This window comes from Vibrio clamense (assembly GCF_050337905.1).
Classification (GTDB): Bacteria; Pseudomonadota; Gammaproteobacteria; order Enterobacterales; family Vibrionaceae; genus Vibrio; species Vibrio cortegadensis.
Genome location: NZ_JAKJTJ010000020.1, coordinates 246,859 through 262,913 on the forward strand (window position 1 = coordinate 246,859; position 16,055 = coordinate 262,913).

At 42.3% G+C, this 16,055-nt stretch carries 18 protein-coding genes; 12 read left to right on the forward strand and 6 right to left on the reverse strand.

What is annotated here, in order from left to right; translation table 11 throughout:
- The first annotated feature begins 30 nt into the window (after positions 1-30).
- On the forward strand, positions 31-414 hold the full coding sequence (locus L4C39_RS06245; RefSeq protein WP_429745023.1) for a DUF3461 family protein: 384 nt from the start codon (positions 31-33) through the stop codon (positions 412-414).
- Positions 415-492: 78 nt separating this feature from the next.
- Here L4C39_RS06245 and truC read toward each other — a convergent pair whose 3' ends face one another.
- Both truC and L4C39_RS06255 read right to left on the reverse strand, forming a co-directional pair.
- Positions 493-1,236 carry a tRNA pseudouridine(65) synthase TruC gene (gene truC / locus L4C39_RS06250; protein WP_171755992.1) on the reverse strand — a complete coding sequence of 248 codons (744 nt, stop codon included), beginning with the start codon at positions 1,234-1,236 and terminating at the stop codon, positions 493-495.
- Entirely contained in the window at positions 1,236-1,550 is a 315-nt protein-coding gene (locus L4C39_RS06255) for a YqcC family protein (RefSeq protein WP_113799046.1), read from the reverse strand. The genes truC and L4C39_RS06255 overlap by 1 nt, the downstream gene beginning before the upstream one ends.
- An 88-nt stretch (positions 1,551-1,638) precedes the next feature.
- Here L4C39_RS06255 and L4C39_RS06260 point away from each other — a divergent pair, with 88 nt between their 5' ends.
- Together L4C39_RS06260 and L4C39_RS06265 are read left to right on the forward strand one after the other, a co-directional pair.
- A complete protein-coding gene (locus tag L4C39_RS06260; RefSeq protein ID WP_017053991.1) occupies positions 1,639-2,676 on the forward strand; it encodes a DUF3549 family protein in 1,038 nt (345 codons plus the stop codon).
- A gap of 10 nt (positions 2,677-2,686) precedes the next feature.
- Positions 2,687-2,986 carry a DUF3301 domain-containing protein gene (locus L4C39_RS06265; RefSeq protein ID WP_113799049.1) on the forward strand — a complete coding sequence of 100 codons (300 nt, stop codon included), beginning with the start codon at positions 2,687-2,689 and terminating at the stop codon, positions 2,984-2,986.
- Here L4C39_RS06265 and L4C39_RS06270 read toward each other — a convergent pair.
- Positions 2,952-3,455: a GNAT family N-acetyltransferase gene (locus L4C39_RS06270; protein ID WP_017053993.1), complete on the reverse strand. Its 504-nt coding sequence runs from the start codon at positions 3,453-3,455 to the stop codon at positions 2,952-2,954. The two genes, L4C39_RS06265 and L4C39_RS06270, sit on opposite strands and share 35 nt — an antisense overlap.
- A gap of 788 nt (positions 3,456-4,243) precedes the next feature.
- Here L4C39_RS06270 and L4C39_RS06275 point away from each other — a divergent pair.
- The 8 genes from L4C39_RS06275 (at position 4,244) to L4C39_RS06310 (ending at position 11,132) form a co-directional block, all read left to right on the forward strand.
- The gene (locus L4C39_RS06275) at positions 4,244-4,528 is read left to right on the forward strand and encodes a hypothetical protein (RefSeq protein WP_113799050.1); all 285 of its coding nucleotides are present in this window, start codon (positions 4,244-4,246) and stop codon (positions 4,526-4,528) included.
- Positions 4,529-4,540: 12 nt separating this feature from the next.
- Positions 4,541-4,984 carry a YaiI/YqxD family protein gene (locus tag L4C39_RS06280; RefSeq protein ID WP_113799051.1) on the forward strand — a complete coding sequence of 148 codons (444 nt, stop codon included), beginning with the start codon at positions 4,541-4,543 and terminating at the stop codon, positions 4,982-4,984.
- A gap of 38 nt (positions 4,985-5,022) precedes the next feature.
- Positions 5,023-5,718, forward strand: coding sequence for a tRNA (N6-threonylcarbamoyladenosine(37)-N6)-methyltransferase TrmO (gene tsaA, locus L4C39_RS06285; RefSeq protein ID WP_171755989.1), 696 nt, complete (start codon positions 5,023-5,025; stop codon positions 5,716-5,718).
- A 99-nt stretch (positions 5,719-5,817) separates the two neighbouring features.
- Positions 5,818-7,533 (forward strand): proline--tRNA ligase, encoded by a 1,716-nt coding sequence (locus L4C39_RS06290; RefSeq protein ID WP_429745027.1) that lies wholly within the window; start codon positions 5,818-5,820, stop codon positions 7,531-7,533.
- Positions 7,534-7,725: 192 nt separating this feature from the next.
- Entirely contained in the window at positions 7,726-8,454 is a 729-nt protein-coding gene (locus tag L4C39_RS06295; protein WP_429745029.1) for a tellurite resistance TerB family protein, read from the forward strand.
- A 248-nt stretch (positions 8,455-8,702) separates the two neighbouring features.
- Entirely contained in the window at positions 8,703-8,906 is a 204-nt protein-coding gene (locus L4C39_RS06300; RefSeq protein WP_017053999.1) for a YaeP family protein, read from the forward strand.
- Position 8,907: 1 nt separating this feature from the next.
- A complete protein-coding gene (locus L4C39_RS06305; protein ID WP_113799055.1) occupies positions 8,908-9,099 on the forward strand; it encodes a DUF4250 domain-containing protein in 192 nt (63 codons plus the stop codon).
- Positions 9,100-9,344: 245 nt separating this feature from the next.
- Complete coding sequence (locus L4C39_RS06310) at positions 9,345-11,132, forward strand: cache domain-containing protein (protein ID WP_429745033.1); 1,788 nt, start codon at positions 9,345-9,347, stop codon at positions 11,130-11,132.
- A 7-nt stretch (positions 11,133-11,139) separates the two neighbouring features.
- On the opposite strand, the gene L4C39_RS06315 is transcribed toward L4C39_RS06310, so the two are convergent.
- The 3 genes from L4C39_RS06315 to L4C39_RS06325 all read right to left on the reverse strand — a co-directional run bounded on the left by L4C39_RS06315 (position 11,140) and on the right by L4C39_RS06325 (position 14,048).
- The gene (locus L4C39_RS06315; protein ID WP_371712643.1) at positions 11,140-12,504 is read right to left on the reverse strand and encodes a sodium-dependent transporter; all 1,365 of its coding nucleotides are present in this window, start codon (positions 12,502-12,504) and stop codon (positions 11,140-11,142) included.
- A 246-nt stretch (positions 12,505-12,750) separates the two neighbouring features.
- Positions 12,751-13,494, reverse strand: a complete 744-nt coding sequence (locus L4C39_RS06320) for a YggN family protein (protein WP_113799058.1) — start codon at positions 13,492-13,494, stop codon at positions 12,751-12,753.
- A 71-nt stretch (positions 13,495-13,565) separates the two neighbouring features.
- Positions 13,566-14,048, reverse strand: a complete 483-nt coding sequence (locus tag L4C39_RS06325) for a transcription elongation factor (protein ID WP_113799060.1) — start codon at positions 14,046-14,048, stop codon at positions 13,566-13,568.
- Between the two features lie 80 nt (positions 14,049-14,128).
- Between L4C39_RS06325 and L4C39_RS06330 the strand changes: the two genes are divergently transcribed.
- A complete protein-coding gene (locus L4C39_RS06330; protein WP_429745036.1) occupies positions 14,129-16,048 on the forward strand; it encodes a RecQ family ATP-dependent DNA helicase in 1,920 nt (639 codons plus the stop codon).
- Positions 16,049-16,055 lie beyond the last annotated feature (7 nt).

The window sequence follows — 16,055 nt, forward strand, 5'->3', positions numbered from 1 at the left end:
TGTCACTGATGTTAATTATAGAGGTAACTTATGTATCCAAACCTCACTGGTTTAGGCATTCAAGACCCTAAACAAATTGAGCGTTATTCCCTACGTCAAGAAGCTCACAAAGATGTTTTGAAGATCTATTTTCATAAACAGAAAGGTGAGCTTTTTGCTAAAAGTGTAAAATTCAAATATCCGCGTCAAATTAAGAATGTACTGGTCGACAGCGGAAGCCATCAGTACAAAGAAGTCACGGAGATTAATAGAAATCTAACCTTGGTGATTGATGAATTGAACAAAATCACCAAACCAATTAAAGTGCCAGAGCTCGACGTAAAACAGAAGATCCTCACCGACTTGCGTCACCTTGAAAAAGTCGTATCGAGTAAAATCGCTGAGATTGAAGCTGACTTAGAAAAATTAAAATAACCTTATTTGAAACTGAAAAAGGGCGAGTCACACCACGGTGCCTCGCCCTTTTATACTTTAATCTTTAGCTTCTAGCTTCTAGCTTCTAGCTTCTAGCTTCTCAAGAATATCTTGCCACTCAAATCGTTCAAACAACGCCAACCATGTTTCATCGAACTTCGCCTTTAATACCAACTCTTGGTGAGTGAATGGGTGAATAAAACGCAGCTCTGAAGCGTGAAGTAATAAACGGTGCGACTCTAAATTCTCTCGAAAAAGTTTATTATGCTTCCCATCACCATGAGACGTATCACCGACAATAGGGTGCCTTAAATGGGCCATATGCCTACGAAGTTGATGCTTTCTCCCTGTCTTTGGAGCCATTTCAACTAGCCCGTAGCGACTCGTAGGAAAGCGTCCCGTTGAATACGGAATTTCAACTTTGGCTAACGGCTCATAGGCAGTCACAGCTTCTTGAGGCTCTTTATCCTCTTTCGCAAACTTATCTGCAATTTTATCCAGTTCCACTTTCAAAGGGTAATCGAGAGTGTCTCCCTCTTCAATCCAGCCCCGAACAATAGCGTGGTAGGTCTTCTGCATCTCATGATTGGCAAACATTGGCATCACTTGTGAGGCAACCTCACTAGAAAGTGCGAAAACCAACACACCAGATGTCGGTCTATCCAATCGGTGTAAAGGAAATACATGTTGCCCGATTTGATCACGCAGCGTTTGCATGACGAATTGAGTTTCATGCTTATCAAGCCAAGAACGGTGCACTAACATACCCGCAGGCTTATTGACCGCAACAAAATATTCGTCTTGAAAAATAATATCGAGCATTAATGGCAAGCCTTTTCTATCGATTCAATTAATAGTAGAAGAGGCTGCATTTCTTGGCGCTCTTTCCACACTTCAGAAAAATAAGGCGACATTTCAAAGCCTTTCGGTAACGGCTGATTTAACTCAATGAGTTGACGAATTTTGGCAATAAAGATCCACTGTAACCACTGCTCGGGTTGTAATGTATCAATGGAAAAAGGTTCCCGACTGGCTAAAGCGTCATCGGTTGGTTTTGTCGCCTGCCAGACACCCAGTTTGCGCATCTGATGTTCCAATTCATTTAAAATATTCGTTATCTTTGCCGCTGTGGTCATTGTTCACCAAGTTATTTTGTTTACTAACCTTGAATTTGTGCCATAGAGTACCATCTATTGAGTAAAGAAAGTTAGGACCTTATTGCCCATGGAAACCATTCACACCCTTAGCCAATTGTTACAAGATAGCCAATGTCAGTATAAGATTTTTGATTTAGGTCGCCGAATTCAAACCATCGACAGCCAACAATTCGAAAATGTTGAGGCGGGCAAACAGCCGTATCCATTCCCAAGTCAAAGACATGCACATATCGGAATCGCTTACTGGAATGACAATAATCAGCCATGGATTTGGTTTCTGAAGTTCTCTTTAGACGAACGAGGTCTTCTAGAGCAAGCTGAGGTGGGTAATTTCCTGAAATATGTGATCGAAGCGATGGGAAGTCGTATCAATAGCAATATGACAGAAGAGCAGCAAGATAAGCTAGCGAATAATCCTTATACGTTTAAACCCGCTGATGACAAGATGGCCGTTTTTCACAGCCAAGTCAGAGCTCACTTAAACCTTGCGACAAGTCAATATTATGAACACGCCCAACATTACTTCTCTGGTGGTTTAGGCTGGGCAAATTGGCAAACCGTTGGACTTCAAGGCATTACTGATATTTGTGCCCGATTAGATCGTGATCAGAACGGTTTAATGATGCGAAAAGCACTAGCACATATCGCAAATGAACCACTATATGGTGTACTGGGAGCTTTAGAGCACTCAACACTACCTGAAAAGTTAGCGCTAAAAATCCAAGAGTTAGCACAGCAACAAATTGATTCTCAAGATCCTGATCTATTTCTACTCTCGGCTTATGCTCGAGCATTATCGGGTACTAGCAAAAATATATACCAGCCAATCATTGACGGTATCTTAGCAAGCCCAAGGTTGAGTCATCCTGAAGTGTTAATCGCAATAGCAGGTAGAACATGGCAGGCTTTGTCAGAAAGCAAAACCGCAGAAAAATATTTACTAAGATTAGCTCAAAGTGGCAATCAGGCTCTATTTAATCAATTATTTGCAGATCTAGTGATGTTGCCAGAATTAAGAATGGTCATGTTACCGCTTCTTCATTCCAATCCATCTCAAGAACTAGGCTCTGCGCTAATGAATCTGCAAAAAGCGACAAAATCATAGAGGGAATTTCATGATCGGAGATCTACTGTCGATACTACTGCTCAGTTTTGGGTGCTTTCTTTTCTGGCAACAGAGAAGGCAATCAGAACTCGCAAAAGCAGCCGTAACAAGGAAGTGTGAGCAGTTAGAACTTCAAATGGTTAGTGTTGCGTTTGGTGGCCATAAGCTAAAAACACCTCAAGGCAATTGGCGCTGGCATACTGTCTACAATTTTGAGTTTTCAGCGCTTGGAGATGATTGCTACCAAGGTCAATTAACCATGGTCGGCTTTCGTCCTATGCAGTTTCACTTACCACCGCATCGGATGTAAATCGGTACTCATAATATGGTCCATGAATATCAGATTTCACTGCGCCTTGTTTAAACCCTAATTTTTCAAGTATACGTATCGACGGTTGATGTCCAACATTAACCGTTGCATACACTTCCATTAATGAAAGCTCCCAACACGCTTTCGATAGAAAAGCTTTAAGGGCTTCAAATCCAATGCCTTTCCCCCAGTGAGAACGATCAAAAATAAACCCCAACTCCGCAAGACCATCATCAGAATGCTGTAAAAACACATGCCCTAAATAGTCTCGGTTTTTATTATCCAGTACCGCCATTGCGTATAATGATGGGTCATTAAGCACGGTTTGAAATAGTTTTTTTGCTGACGAAACAGAGTGTGCTCCATTCATTTGAGCGCGATTAATCGCATTGCAATTCAAAATTACAAAGTCAGCTTCTAGGGTCTCTGTATATGGGGTGAGCAGAGTTCTGGTGGTCGCAATCGTCATTTTACATTCCTTGTATCAGTTCCGAAATTTTCTCATACCATTCGGGATAAAACATTGACCACGGAACAAAAAACGTTGGAATATAAGAAAGCCCTGATACCGAGGTATCAGGGCTGTAGTCTTACCCGCAGCGATCCGGCTACTTGTTTATGCTCCATGCATCGTCCGTAATAGTGGCTGATTCTTTCAGCTCTTTCCTTTACTTCGCCATCCTAGCGGTGTCCTAGTCATCCTGACAGTTAACAAATCCTAGCTAACTCACGTCACTTGTTCCTTGAGCGGTATCCCTTACATCATCCTGATGTTGTTCCTAACCTTTATCCTAAAGGTGTCCATTGTCATTCCTTTGCAGCCAATATCCTATCGACTGTTGCGTCCGTACAATGTCCTTCGCTCCATGCTGATTACTCGTCCTGAATAATCAAATCTTCATCCTAGAAGATAACCAAATCCGTGGTTGTTTCCTGTTCCGTGCCGCTTCCCTTTCGACAAGGTCTAATTTACGCTTTTTTAGCACCATCTCAATGGACCTTGAGCAATATTAAATTATCTCAAATCATTCAAAAAATACATAGGCCATATTAATCAACAGGTTATGGTAAAACCATTAGCCATATCGCATGGGTAAAATCACTTTTACTTACACCTTTGTAAGCGATCTCTTACAAGCAATCTCTTATTTTCCCATTTATCAAAAGTACCGCTACAATCACAACCCAATAATGAACGGATTCGCCTAATCCAAGCAAAAATAGTAGCATGCACTCAAACCAACGATGAGGGTTCAAATGTTAACTAAAGATATATCGGCAGAGCTTGAAAATGTGCTGCAAACATTGAAAGAACAAGGAAAAGAACCAACTGTTGCCATCGTCAAGGCTCGTTTAAGTTCTCCGGTTCCGATGCCAGCATTAATTGCGACTATCAAAAGTTGGAAAAATAATCATCGAGTACCTAAAGTGGAAATAGCTCAAACAGCAGATTCCACACAAGATAAAATCGCGCAGTTAGAGGCTCAAGTAAAGGCACTAACCGCTCGTATCGAAGCATTAGAAAACCAAGAAAATAAATAGGAATACTGACCAATGAAGATTTGGGTTGATGCCGACGCGTGTCCAAAAGTAATTAGAGAAACTATCGTTCGAGCAGCGGAAAGAACTGGCGTAGAGTGCACCTTTGTTGCCAACCATGTCGTCCCTGTACCAAAACGCGCCAATATTCATTCGCTCCAAGTCCCAAGTGGTTTTGATATAGCTGATAATGAAATTGTGAGGCGTACAGAAGTTGGTGACTTAGTGATCACCTCTGATATTCCACTCGCAGATGAAATCATTACCAAGGGTGGCCAAGCACTCAGTTCCCGTGGTGAGCTATATACAAAAGAGACCATTAAAGCCCGACTTAATATTCGAGATTTTATGGATACCATGCGTTCAAGCGGTATTCAAACCGGTGGACCAAGCACTTTATCTCAAACCGATCGCCGCGAGTTTGCCAACCATTTAGACCGAATCCTTGCCAAGCGATAACATAATTACTATTCGAATACTTAAAACAGTAAAAAGCCATGTATCCAATTGAACCAATAGGCGTCATTCAAAGCCCTTACCAAGAAAAATTTGCCGTACCACGCCAACCGCGTCTGACTCCAAGTGCGACCGCAAGAATCAAACTGATGGGAGAGGCCAATTCACCCGAATCGGTTCGTGGTATCGAGCAATTTAGCCATATCTGGCTACTGTTTCTATTCGATAAAAACTTAGCGGCAGGATGGAAACCAACCGTTCGGCCACCACGTTTAGGGGGAAATGAGCGAATTGGCGTGTTTGCCTCACGAGCTACATTTCGCCCCAATGGAATTGGAATGTCTGCGGTAGAATTAAAAGGCGTGACCCAACAAGGCAACCAAACTTGGTTAGATCTCGGCAGTGTTGATCTCGTAAATGGCACCCCGATTGTTGATATTAAGCCCTACATCCCCTACTCCGATTCTATACCAGATGCAGAAGGCGGCTTTGCGGCTGAAGAACCTGAAATATTAGAAGTCAACTTTTCAGAACAAGCGATCTCTAAGCTTAACCAGCATCCCGAGGCGAAGCATATCATCCAAGTCATCAAAGAGGTGCTTGGGCAAGATCCACGACCGGCCTACAAGAAAAACAAGCTAGATGAAAAGGAATATGCGGTAAATTTGTTCGATTTGAACGTAAAATTCACCGTTGGCCCTCTTTTCATAACAGTAACTCACATTGAGCACTTTTGAGATCGCTGTTAGGCTGATATCATGTTCAGCTCAATTCAATTTATTGCTGCAAAGGCACAATAAATTTTCTTTTATCAATGATGAAACGGATACCATAGAATGCGTACCAGTAACTACCTTCTTTCTACTCTGAAAGAGACTCCAAACGACGCAGAAGTTATCAGTCACCAGCTGATGCTACGTGCAGGTATGATCCGTAAGCTAGCTTCAGGTTTATATACTTGGCTACCTACTGGTCTACGTGTACTGCGTAAAGTCGAAAATATCGTTCGCCAAGAGATCGATAATGCGGGTGCCGTGGAAATCTTGATGCCCGTAGTTCAACCGTTTGAGCTTTGGGAAGAGACTGGTCGTTCTGAAAAGATGGGGCCTGAGCTACTTCGTTTCACAGACCGTCACTCTCGTCCATTCGTTCTTAGCCCAACAGCAGAAGAAGTGGTAACGAGCCTAGTACGTAACGAGATCAGCTCTTACAAACAGCTACCTCTAAACCTGTACCAAATCCAGACTAAATTCCGTGATGAACGCCGCCCTCGTTTTGGCGTAATGCGTGCTCGTGAATTCTCTATGATGGATGCGTACAGCTTTGATATCGACAAAGAAGGCTTAGAAAAGTCTTACCAAGCGATGCACGATGCTTACTGTAAAGCATTCGACCGCATGGGCCTTGAGTACCGTCCAGTATTGGCAGACTCTGGCGCAATCGGCGGCAGCGGCTCTCAAGAGTTCCACGTTCTTGCTGAAAGCGGCGAAGATCTAATCGCATTCTCTTCTGAATCTGATTACGCAGCGAACATCGAGAAAGCAGAAGCACCAGCTCCTACAGAAGAAGTTGCAGCGCCAACTCAAGAGATGGAACTGGTTGATACGCCAAACGCGAAAACAATCGCTGAGCTTGTAGAACAACACGGTCTAGCAATCGAGAAGACGGTTAAGACTCTATTCGTTAAAGCGTCTGATGAAGTAGACGCTGATATCATCGCACTGATTATCCGTGGCGACCATGAGCTTAACGAAGTGAAAGCAGAAAACCTTCCACAGGTTGCTTCTCCACTAGAAATGGCTGATGAAGCTGCAATCCGTGCACTTGTTGGTGCAGGTCCTGGTTCACTTGGCCCTGTTGGCCTAGAGCTACCATTCATCGTTGACCGCTCTGTTGCTGTAATGAGCGACTTCGGCGCTGGCGCAAACATAGACGGTAAGCACTACTTCGGCATCAACTGGGGTCGTGACGTTGAGCTTGCTCAAGTTGAAGACCTACGTAACGTTGTTGAAGGCGATCCAAGCCCATGTGGTCAAGGTACTATCCAGCTTAAGCGCGGTATCGAAGTAGGTCACATCTTCCAACTAGGTAACACTTACTCTAAAGCAATGAACTGTAACGTGCTTGGTCCTGATGGTAAGAGCGTAATCCTAGAAATGGGTTGTTACGGTATCGGTGTTTCACGTGTTGTTGCATCTGCTATTGAGCAAAACCACGATAAATTCGGTATCACTTGGCCAGACGCACTAGCGCCGTTCCAAGTAGCTATCGTTCCAATGAACATGCACAAGTCTGAGCGCGTTAAACAGGCGGCTGAAAAGCTATACGCAGATCTAACGGCCAAAGGTATCGAAGTATTATTTGATGACCGTAAAGAGCGCCCAGGTGTTATGTTCAAAGATATCGAACTAGTAGGCATTCCTCATACTATCGTTATTGGTGACCGCAGCATGGACGAAGGTAACTTCGAATACAAAAACCGTCGTACAGGTGATAAAGACGCAGTTGCAATGGACACTGTGGTTGATCATCTATTATCTCAGCTTAAATAAGACCATCATATTTAAGTAATCTGAGTTATGTTTCTTTAAAGGGTTGCCGCAATGGCAGCCCTTTTTATTGAGCGTTATTTTTATTGAGTGTTATTCTCGTTGAGTCCCATACCCACTTTTCTTTCTCACCTGTTAATCCCCCATTCATCTTCATTCATTTAGTCTGACGGTATCACTATTCGGAGGTACTTTATGAATCTAACCAGTTTACTTAACCAAGCACTTAATTCTGACATCGTAAAGCAGGGAAAAGAGCAGTTATCCCAAGCATCAAGCTCAAGTAATAATACGCTCAATTCATTAACTAAAGATAAGAGCCAACTTGCGACGCTTGGGGCTGGCGCGGTCGGAGGTGGGATTTTAGGGCTACTCATGGGCTCCAAAAAAACTCGAAAAATGGGAAAAAAAGCCATTGGTATGACGAGTGCGGCGGCATTAGGAGCGCTTGCATTTAAAGTGTATAAAGATTGGCAGTCTAACCAGCCAGCATCTGCATCCGAGGCTGCACCTAGCGCCTTAGAGACATCATCAACCACTTTAGATGCATCAAATCACTCCACCTCACTAACGAATGAAGAGAAGCAAAATACCTTGATTCTGCAAGCGATGATCGCCGCAGCTAAAGCGGATGGACATGTTGATGAACAAGAACAGCACCAAATTCAACAAGCAGTGGAGGCGTTAGGAGCCGATCCTAGTGTGAACTTGTTTGTACAGCAGGAACTTAGTAAGCCTCTTGATCCTGCTGAAATTGCAACCCTTGTCTCTTCCCCAGAAGAAGCCGCAGAGGTGTACTTAGCGTCATTACTTGTGGCTGATGAACAAAACTTCATGGAAAAAGCTTATCTTCAAGAATTGGCTAAGCAACTTAACTTGGCTCCCGACCTTGTTGCTCAACTGAGCGCGCAAATCAGTGAATAGCTAAATTAATAATAGCTGGTTAGTAATAGCTGGTTGATAAATAGAATGTTGATAAGTCGCAGGTTAATGAGTGAATAAATGGTGGATCAGTTGAATAGCTTTGATCGAATATGACACCTGATTTGATGGAAATACCACCAACTCATACCGCTATTTGAGATAGAACAACTCTCACAACAATCTGATTTTGTTTTTCGAGTGCTCACTGTGTATATTGAGACCAGTTATCATTTAGTGAAGGTTAAACCATGAAAATATACGATTGTTGTGATCTAGTAAGAGAACTATACGCACAAATTGGCAGTGGCGATCAGGGTTACATTCCGCAAGCAATCACTTGCGTATTGAAAACACTAAACGACATTGCAGCAGATGAATCACTGCCGAAAGGAACTCGTGAGCGAGCAGCTTTTGCGGCTGCCAATCTATTAATTTCTGATTTCGAGGATTAATATGAACCTGTCTAATTTTGAAAAAATGGACCCAATTATGCTCATGAGCATTATCAACATGAAGCTTCGTGATGACTTCTCTGGAGACTTAAATAAACTCACTGCATACTTCGAAATTGATAAATTAACTTTAGTATCAAAACTGGCTTCTGCCGGGTTTGAATTTATGAGTGAAACGGGGCAGTTCAGATAATCTAAAAGTTAATAATTTGATTAAAATCATTAAAATAATCATAAACTTTTAACTATATCTATATAAATAACAGGATATATGTCTACGCTTATATGTAAGTTCTAATTACGAAGCTAAAGGCATATATGTCTGGAAAAGAAAAGTTCACAACAATACCAAAAACAGTCCGGCGTTCCTTCATACGTGCGGCGATAATCCCCTTTCTATTTGTTGAAGTGACCTTTCTCTGTATTTACTGGCTTAGCGTGACCATTAGTAATGATCAATCTATTCAGCTCGCAGTCGATGCCGCTTACGATAGTATTCAAATCCATACGTTAAAAGCGGCGAAAAGAATCGACCACCAGTTAACGTCCATTCAAGCTGCCACAAAAATCTTTGCCTCTCAAACAAGTTGGGTTCTCAATAGTGATGATGCAACAAAGATATACGCCGACAATTTAGCGTTATCACCTGATGGTGTGTACCACACGACGCACAATAATGGCGGTTCTTCCGTTTACTACAGCGCGATTAATACCATAGATAAAGAGCAGAAAGACAAAGTCGCTGTAACCGCCACCCTCGACCCACTAATGAAGTCCATTCATGGCTCGAACGACCTAATCCAGCAGGTGTATATCAATACTTATGACTCATACAATCGGCTTTATCCATATATAAACACCTTGACGACATTCTCAAGCGAAATCGACTTGATTGATTTTAACTTTTACTACCTGGCAGATTTAAAACATAACCCCAAAAGAGAAGCGGTTTGGACAGATGCTTACTTAGATCCCGCAGGCTCTGGGTGGATGATTTCCTCCATAGCCCCTGTTTACTCCACAGCAGAACCAGACAAATTAGAAGCGGTTGTCGGGGTCGATATCACCTTGAAGTCGATAATAAAAGAAATGCTAAATATCCAAATTGGTTGGTTAGGCTACGCAATGATTATTGATCAAAATGGATCGATAATCGCAATGCCAGAAAGAGCTGAAAAAGATTTTGCACTGAAAGAACTCACTTCTCACCAATATACTCAGCACATCGATCAGGACCAATTCAAACCCAGTCGCTTTAATTTAAAAACACACCCAAAAACCCAAGAGTATATCTCTACATTACTTTCGACTCCTCAAGGATCCACCTTAATCACTTTAAACAACCCAATGATAATGAGTTGGGCTCAAGTACCAGGAACGGATTGGAAGTTAGTGTTTCTTGCGCCATCCAAACAGATTGAACGTCGCTATTTCGACATCAAACAAAATTTGGCAAACATTGGTTGGCTAATGGTGGCGGGGCTATTTTTCTTCTATCTTATTTTCTTCTTCTATATCACTTACCGCTCCGCTCGTATCGGCGAATCGTCCGTATCTGAACTAAACAGCATTCTTAAACTCGTTCAGAGTATTGGCCAAGGAAATTATCAGCAGCAGAAACCAAGGATGAAGTTTGCTGAGCTTGATAACCTAGCAAACCATGTCGTTGAAATGGGCAATAAATTAGGCGACGCTTACAATGCTATCGCTAAAGCGGAGTACCATGCTGGGCACGATAAGCTCACAGGTCTTCCAAATCGCTATTTAATGGAAGACTACCTAAAACAGTCCATTGCTTTAGCTCAGAGGCATCATCAAAAGATCGCTGTGATATTCATTGATTTAGATAAATTTAAACAAGTTAACGATCAACTCGGCCATTATGTCGGGGATATCGTATTACAATCGGTGGCTTCTCGGATTCAAAGGAACTTACGAAAGTCCGATATTGTGGCGCGATTAGGTGGCGATGAATTTATTGTGATACTCAATGACATCGAAGATACTGACCCCGTCATTAACCTCATTGATGCGCTCAAAGAGAGCATTTCCCAGCCAATAGCGTATAAAACCGGAAGCTGTACTATCGAAGCAAGTATGGGTTATGCGATCTACCCTGATCACGCAAACAATAGCCAAGACTTAGTCAACTATGCCGATGAAGAGATGTATAAACAGAAGCCAGTAAAGAATACATCATCCACTGGCTCTGTTTTATATCGCTAAAAGTCGCTTAAAAAGAGGCCCAAATAACGGTTGCAACTAAAATGGGGCACACAAACTTCACATACATTGGCCAAATTTTACCGAATAAGCCTAGCTGAAAATCAGGGCAACCTTGCTCTAGCTCTTTAATCTTAGATTGTCGGCTCCATACCCAACCACCAAAGAGGCAGAAGAGTAATGCGGCACTGGGTTGTAAGTATTGCGTCGCCACAGTTGCGACTAAACCAAATAGCGCACCAAAATTATAAACGATGACCACACTAAACAGAGCAATCAACCCGCCAAGGATCCAGCTCGTCGGTGTACGGCGAGTGTTGAAACGTTCACTCACTAGCGCTACTGGGCACTCTAGCATTGAGATAGATGATGTTAATGCCGCAATAGTCAGCAGAAGGAAAAAGACAACCGCGAACAGTTGACCTAAAATGCCTAAACTATCAAACATAAGAGGTAAAACAGTGAAGACTAGTGTATCTGAACTAAGCAAAGAGCCATCTTCAGCGTAGATTTGAACGCCTTTTTGCATTGCCACAAACATTGCAGGCATAACAACCAGACCCGCAATGAAAGCGACAGCAGTATCGACTAGAGTCACGTTCATCGCCATTTTTGGTAGGTTCTCTTTCTTACTCAGGTAAGAACCATAAATCAGCATCGAACAGCCACCGATCGTCAGCGAGAAGAATCCTTGTCCCATGGCTGCCAATATGAGCTTCTTGTCCCAAATCTTATCGAAATCGGGAATCAGGTAATGCTCTAAACCCTGCATCGCTCCATCTTGCATCATGATGTAAATAAATAGGACGCCAAACAAGATAAACAGAGCGGGCATTAATCGTGTCGACCACTTTTCGATCCCTTGTTTAACGCCACCCTGTACGATCAAGATAGTAAGAACATAAAAGACAATCGTACCGAACAGGTTTCGCTCAACACTAAAACCTTTAAACCATGCCGTTGCAGCATCAAGCCCAGCCAATTCAGTTAACGCTCCCAACAAGAAGCAAATCAACCAACCACCGACAATACTGTAAAAAGCTAAAACTGCACTAGGAACACTTAAGCCTATCCAACCGATTAGCCCACCTACATTCTTACCCATCGGGTTAGAAGTTAGTGAGCGCATACTATCAACAGGATTAGCTTGACCGTGACGACCAATTGCCATTTCAACGATTAGCATAGGGAGGGCAACAACTAAGATCATGACTAAATAGACAAGCAAAAATGCACCGCCACCATTACTTGCCGCTTGAGTAGGAAATCCCCAAATATTACCTAAACCAACAGCAGCACCAGCGGCGGCCAGAATAAATCCAAGGCGAGAGCCAAAGTGCTCACGGGGTTGTGATGAGGATCTGTTTTCTATCATGCTTTCTACCTAAAAGTACTTACAAACTAGCGTGCTAGTACATTATTGCAAATAGACACTTTGCTCAAATAGGAACGTTCATAATTTAAACAAGTTTGGGATTTAATATTATATCGGTATGTAAAAGTATTTTTACAGTTGGGAGTACTTAAAGAGTATGAAAGCTAAAATAGACTTACAAGGCAGGCAATTAGCTCATACAAAAAAAGCACCATAGGGTGCTTTTTATTAATAAAGAAGCTGATGTTAAATAGTAAACACTTGATAGTTCTTCAATTCAGGAATCTTCTCATGCAACTCTTGCTCTTGTTCTGCTACTTCATCAAGAGACTCACAATAAATCTGCGCTTCTTTCTCTATAACTTTCGACTGCTCTGTCACTTTAGCCGCTAATTTCTCTTTTAATTCGGCCATCTTATTGGCAAGTTCAGTAAAATTAATACCACCATCTTGTTTCATTTTCTCAGACATCGCATCAAAGGCACTGGTAAAGAATTCGCTATTAAATACCTCTTGAGCTTTATCAAAATCTTTTTGCCAATTTTGAATAAAGGAGTCAAACGCATCTTTCTGTAAAACGAACTCATCACCTTGGTAATAGCGAGCTTCTACGTCAGCAAAAAATGCCTCTAAAGCCGTCTTAACTTTATTGAACGACTCCGAGTTATCAAAGCTCACTGAAACATCATCAATAATGTCATTCGCTAGGTTCAGTCCATCATTGGCAATATCTTTTGCACGAGGTAGATAAGCATTCATTTTCTCACGGTACTCTTCAATCGCTTGCTGTTGCTTATCATCAAGCTGAATTTTTTCTCCGTGGATATAAAGGTGATTATCATCATTGATCAGAACTTTCGGAGTACCATCTTTATATATCTCTAAATCTGAGCCATTGAGGTGCACCTCATTCTCAATATCAACATTACACTGCACCGCATAAACACTTGAACTGAGAGTTAAGGCCATTACGCCAATTACTGATTTCATACGCACCTCATAAACATTAAACCTATTCATTAACGGTATCAGACATTAACAAATAGTAAGTAAAAATTGGGTCAAGAAACCTGTGCGATTTCGTAACTGACACTTTTTGAGCCTATCGTCAGCTCTATTTCATCCCCAACTTGCTTCTTATTTAGCAACGCACCTAATGGGGCATGAGGCGTCAATACCGCCACCCGATTGCCTTGGCACTCAACTATCAACCCTCCAGACGTTGGCCCAATAAAAAACCAGCGGGTCTGATCGTCTTCATCAATTAGCTGAACTAAAGCACTCATACCAATCGCACTCTTGTCATCAAACTCTCGTAATACAAGCTCCCGAAAAGTCCGAATATCATCTTCACACTCTTGTACTCGTAAAGCTTGCCCATGAGCCAAATAAGACGCCTCCAATGCTAAAGTGTCGTATTTATGCTCAGGTACTGTCTCTTCATCTGTCGCAGCATCAATCGCACGTTGAGTCGCATCAACGGCAACTTGATGGTTCATTTCTAAACGTTGCAAAATGATTTGCTGTAGATCGTATTTATTCATTCTATTTACAACTCTTTTCATTAGACGTTCAAGGATAGAATTAAGTACCATAGAGCGCCAGCAAAAAAGGAGACCGATTGATGGTTGAACAGACGCTAAAACAGTATTTTGGATTTGATAGCCTAAGAAAGGGACAATCGGATGTTATTCATCATGTTCTTGAAGGACACTCTGCCGCAGCTATCTTTCCTACTGGATCAGGGAAGTCTCTTTGCTATCAACTTCCAGCAATCGAGCTCCCGCACTTAACTTTGGTGATCTCTCCTCTGTTGGCCCTAATGAAAGATCAATTACAATTTCTGCACTCTAAAGGCATTGCTGCGGCTTCTATTGATTCGAGTCAAGAGAGAGAACAGACTCAGCAAGTGATGCAAGCGGTACGCAATGGCGAAATTAAGATCTTAATGATTTCAGTCGAAAGATTGAAAAACGAACGATTCAGACATTTTATCTCTCAAATACCAATGTCTCTGCTAGTGGTGGATGAAGCACACTGTATCTCTGAGTGGGGCCACAACTTCAGACCCGATTATTTAAAGCTTCCACAATATCAACAGGCATTAAAAATCCCGCAAGTTTTGCTTTTAACAGCGACGGCGACGCCTAATGTTATTGAAGATATGCAGAGTAAGTTTGCCATTCAAAAAGAGCACATTACGATCACGGGTTTTTATCGATCTAACCTCGACCTGGCTATTTCACCGTGTGTTGAAGAGCATAAAACCGACAGTTTGATTGATATCATCGCTCCTACACCAGATGAACCGACCATCGTATATGTCACGTTGCAGCACTCAGCAGAGCAGGTCGCCAAAACCTTACAACATGCAGGCATCTCGGCTCACGCGTACCATGCTGGTCTTAAAACTGAACAGCGAGAATTCATTCAGCAGCAATTCATGCAAGGTAAAATAAACTGTATTGTGGCAACCATAGCGTTTGGGATGGGAGTAGATAAAGCCAATATTCGCCGCGTCATTCATTTTGATTTACCTAAATCAATTGAGAACTACTCTCAGGAAATTGGACGAGCTGGCCGAGATGGACAAGATTCGGTTTGTACCTTGTTGGCGAACGCAAATGGCCTGAATGTGCTTGAGAATTTTGTCTATGGAGACACTCCAGATAAAGCGTCGATTCGGTATGTGGTGGAGCAGATCTACGCACAGCAAAAACCTTGGGAAATCATGCTCAATCGATTATCTCGAGATTCCAACATTCGCCAATTACCACTCAAAACGCTATTAGTCTACCTAGAACTCGCGGGGGTTATCGAGCCTAAATACAGCTACTTTGCAGAGTATAAATTCAAGTTTATCCAAACCCAACAACAAATCATCTCCCACTTTCAGGGCGAGCGGCAACATTTTGTGCATGCAATTTTCCAGTGCGCACCAAAGGCCAAAACATGGTGCACTTTAGACTTTGAAGCATTATGGATGAATTATCAGGCAGATAGGCAGCGTGTGATAGCCGCGATTGATTACTTCAATGAGCAAGGATGGATTGAGCTTGAAAGCAAGCAGATCACTGATGTATTCCAAATCACCAACACTCAAACACCAATCGATGAGTTAACTGAACACCTTTATCAGCTTTTTCATCAAAAAGAGCATAATGAGATAAAACGAATTAAAGCGATGGTTAACTTTTTTGAAGAGTCAAAATGCTTAAGTCACAAGTTGGCGAACTACTTTGCGGATCATCATGCACCAGCCCAATGTGGGCATTGCTCTGTTTGTCGAGGCAATCAAGCAAAACTGCCAAGCACGTATCTCGGAGAAGCGAATGTCAGCCAGCTTGGTTCTTGGATAACCACCCTTTTAGCCGCAAGCTCCGACCCGCTGACCAATGAGGCCATTACGCGTTTTCTGTGTGGGATCACTACGCCACTTTCCACAAAATTAAAAGCAGGCAAAATGGAAGGTTTCGGTAAACTTGAGCTAATGCCTTTTGATGAGGTTAGACAGTTGGTGATCAAGCATCAAAGCTCTTCTTAGTATCAAG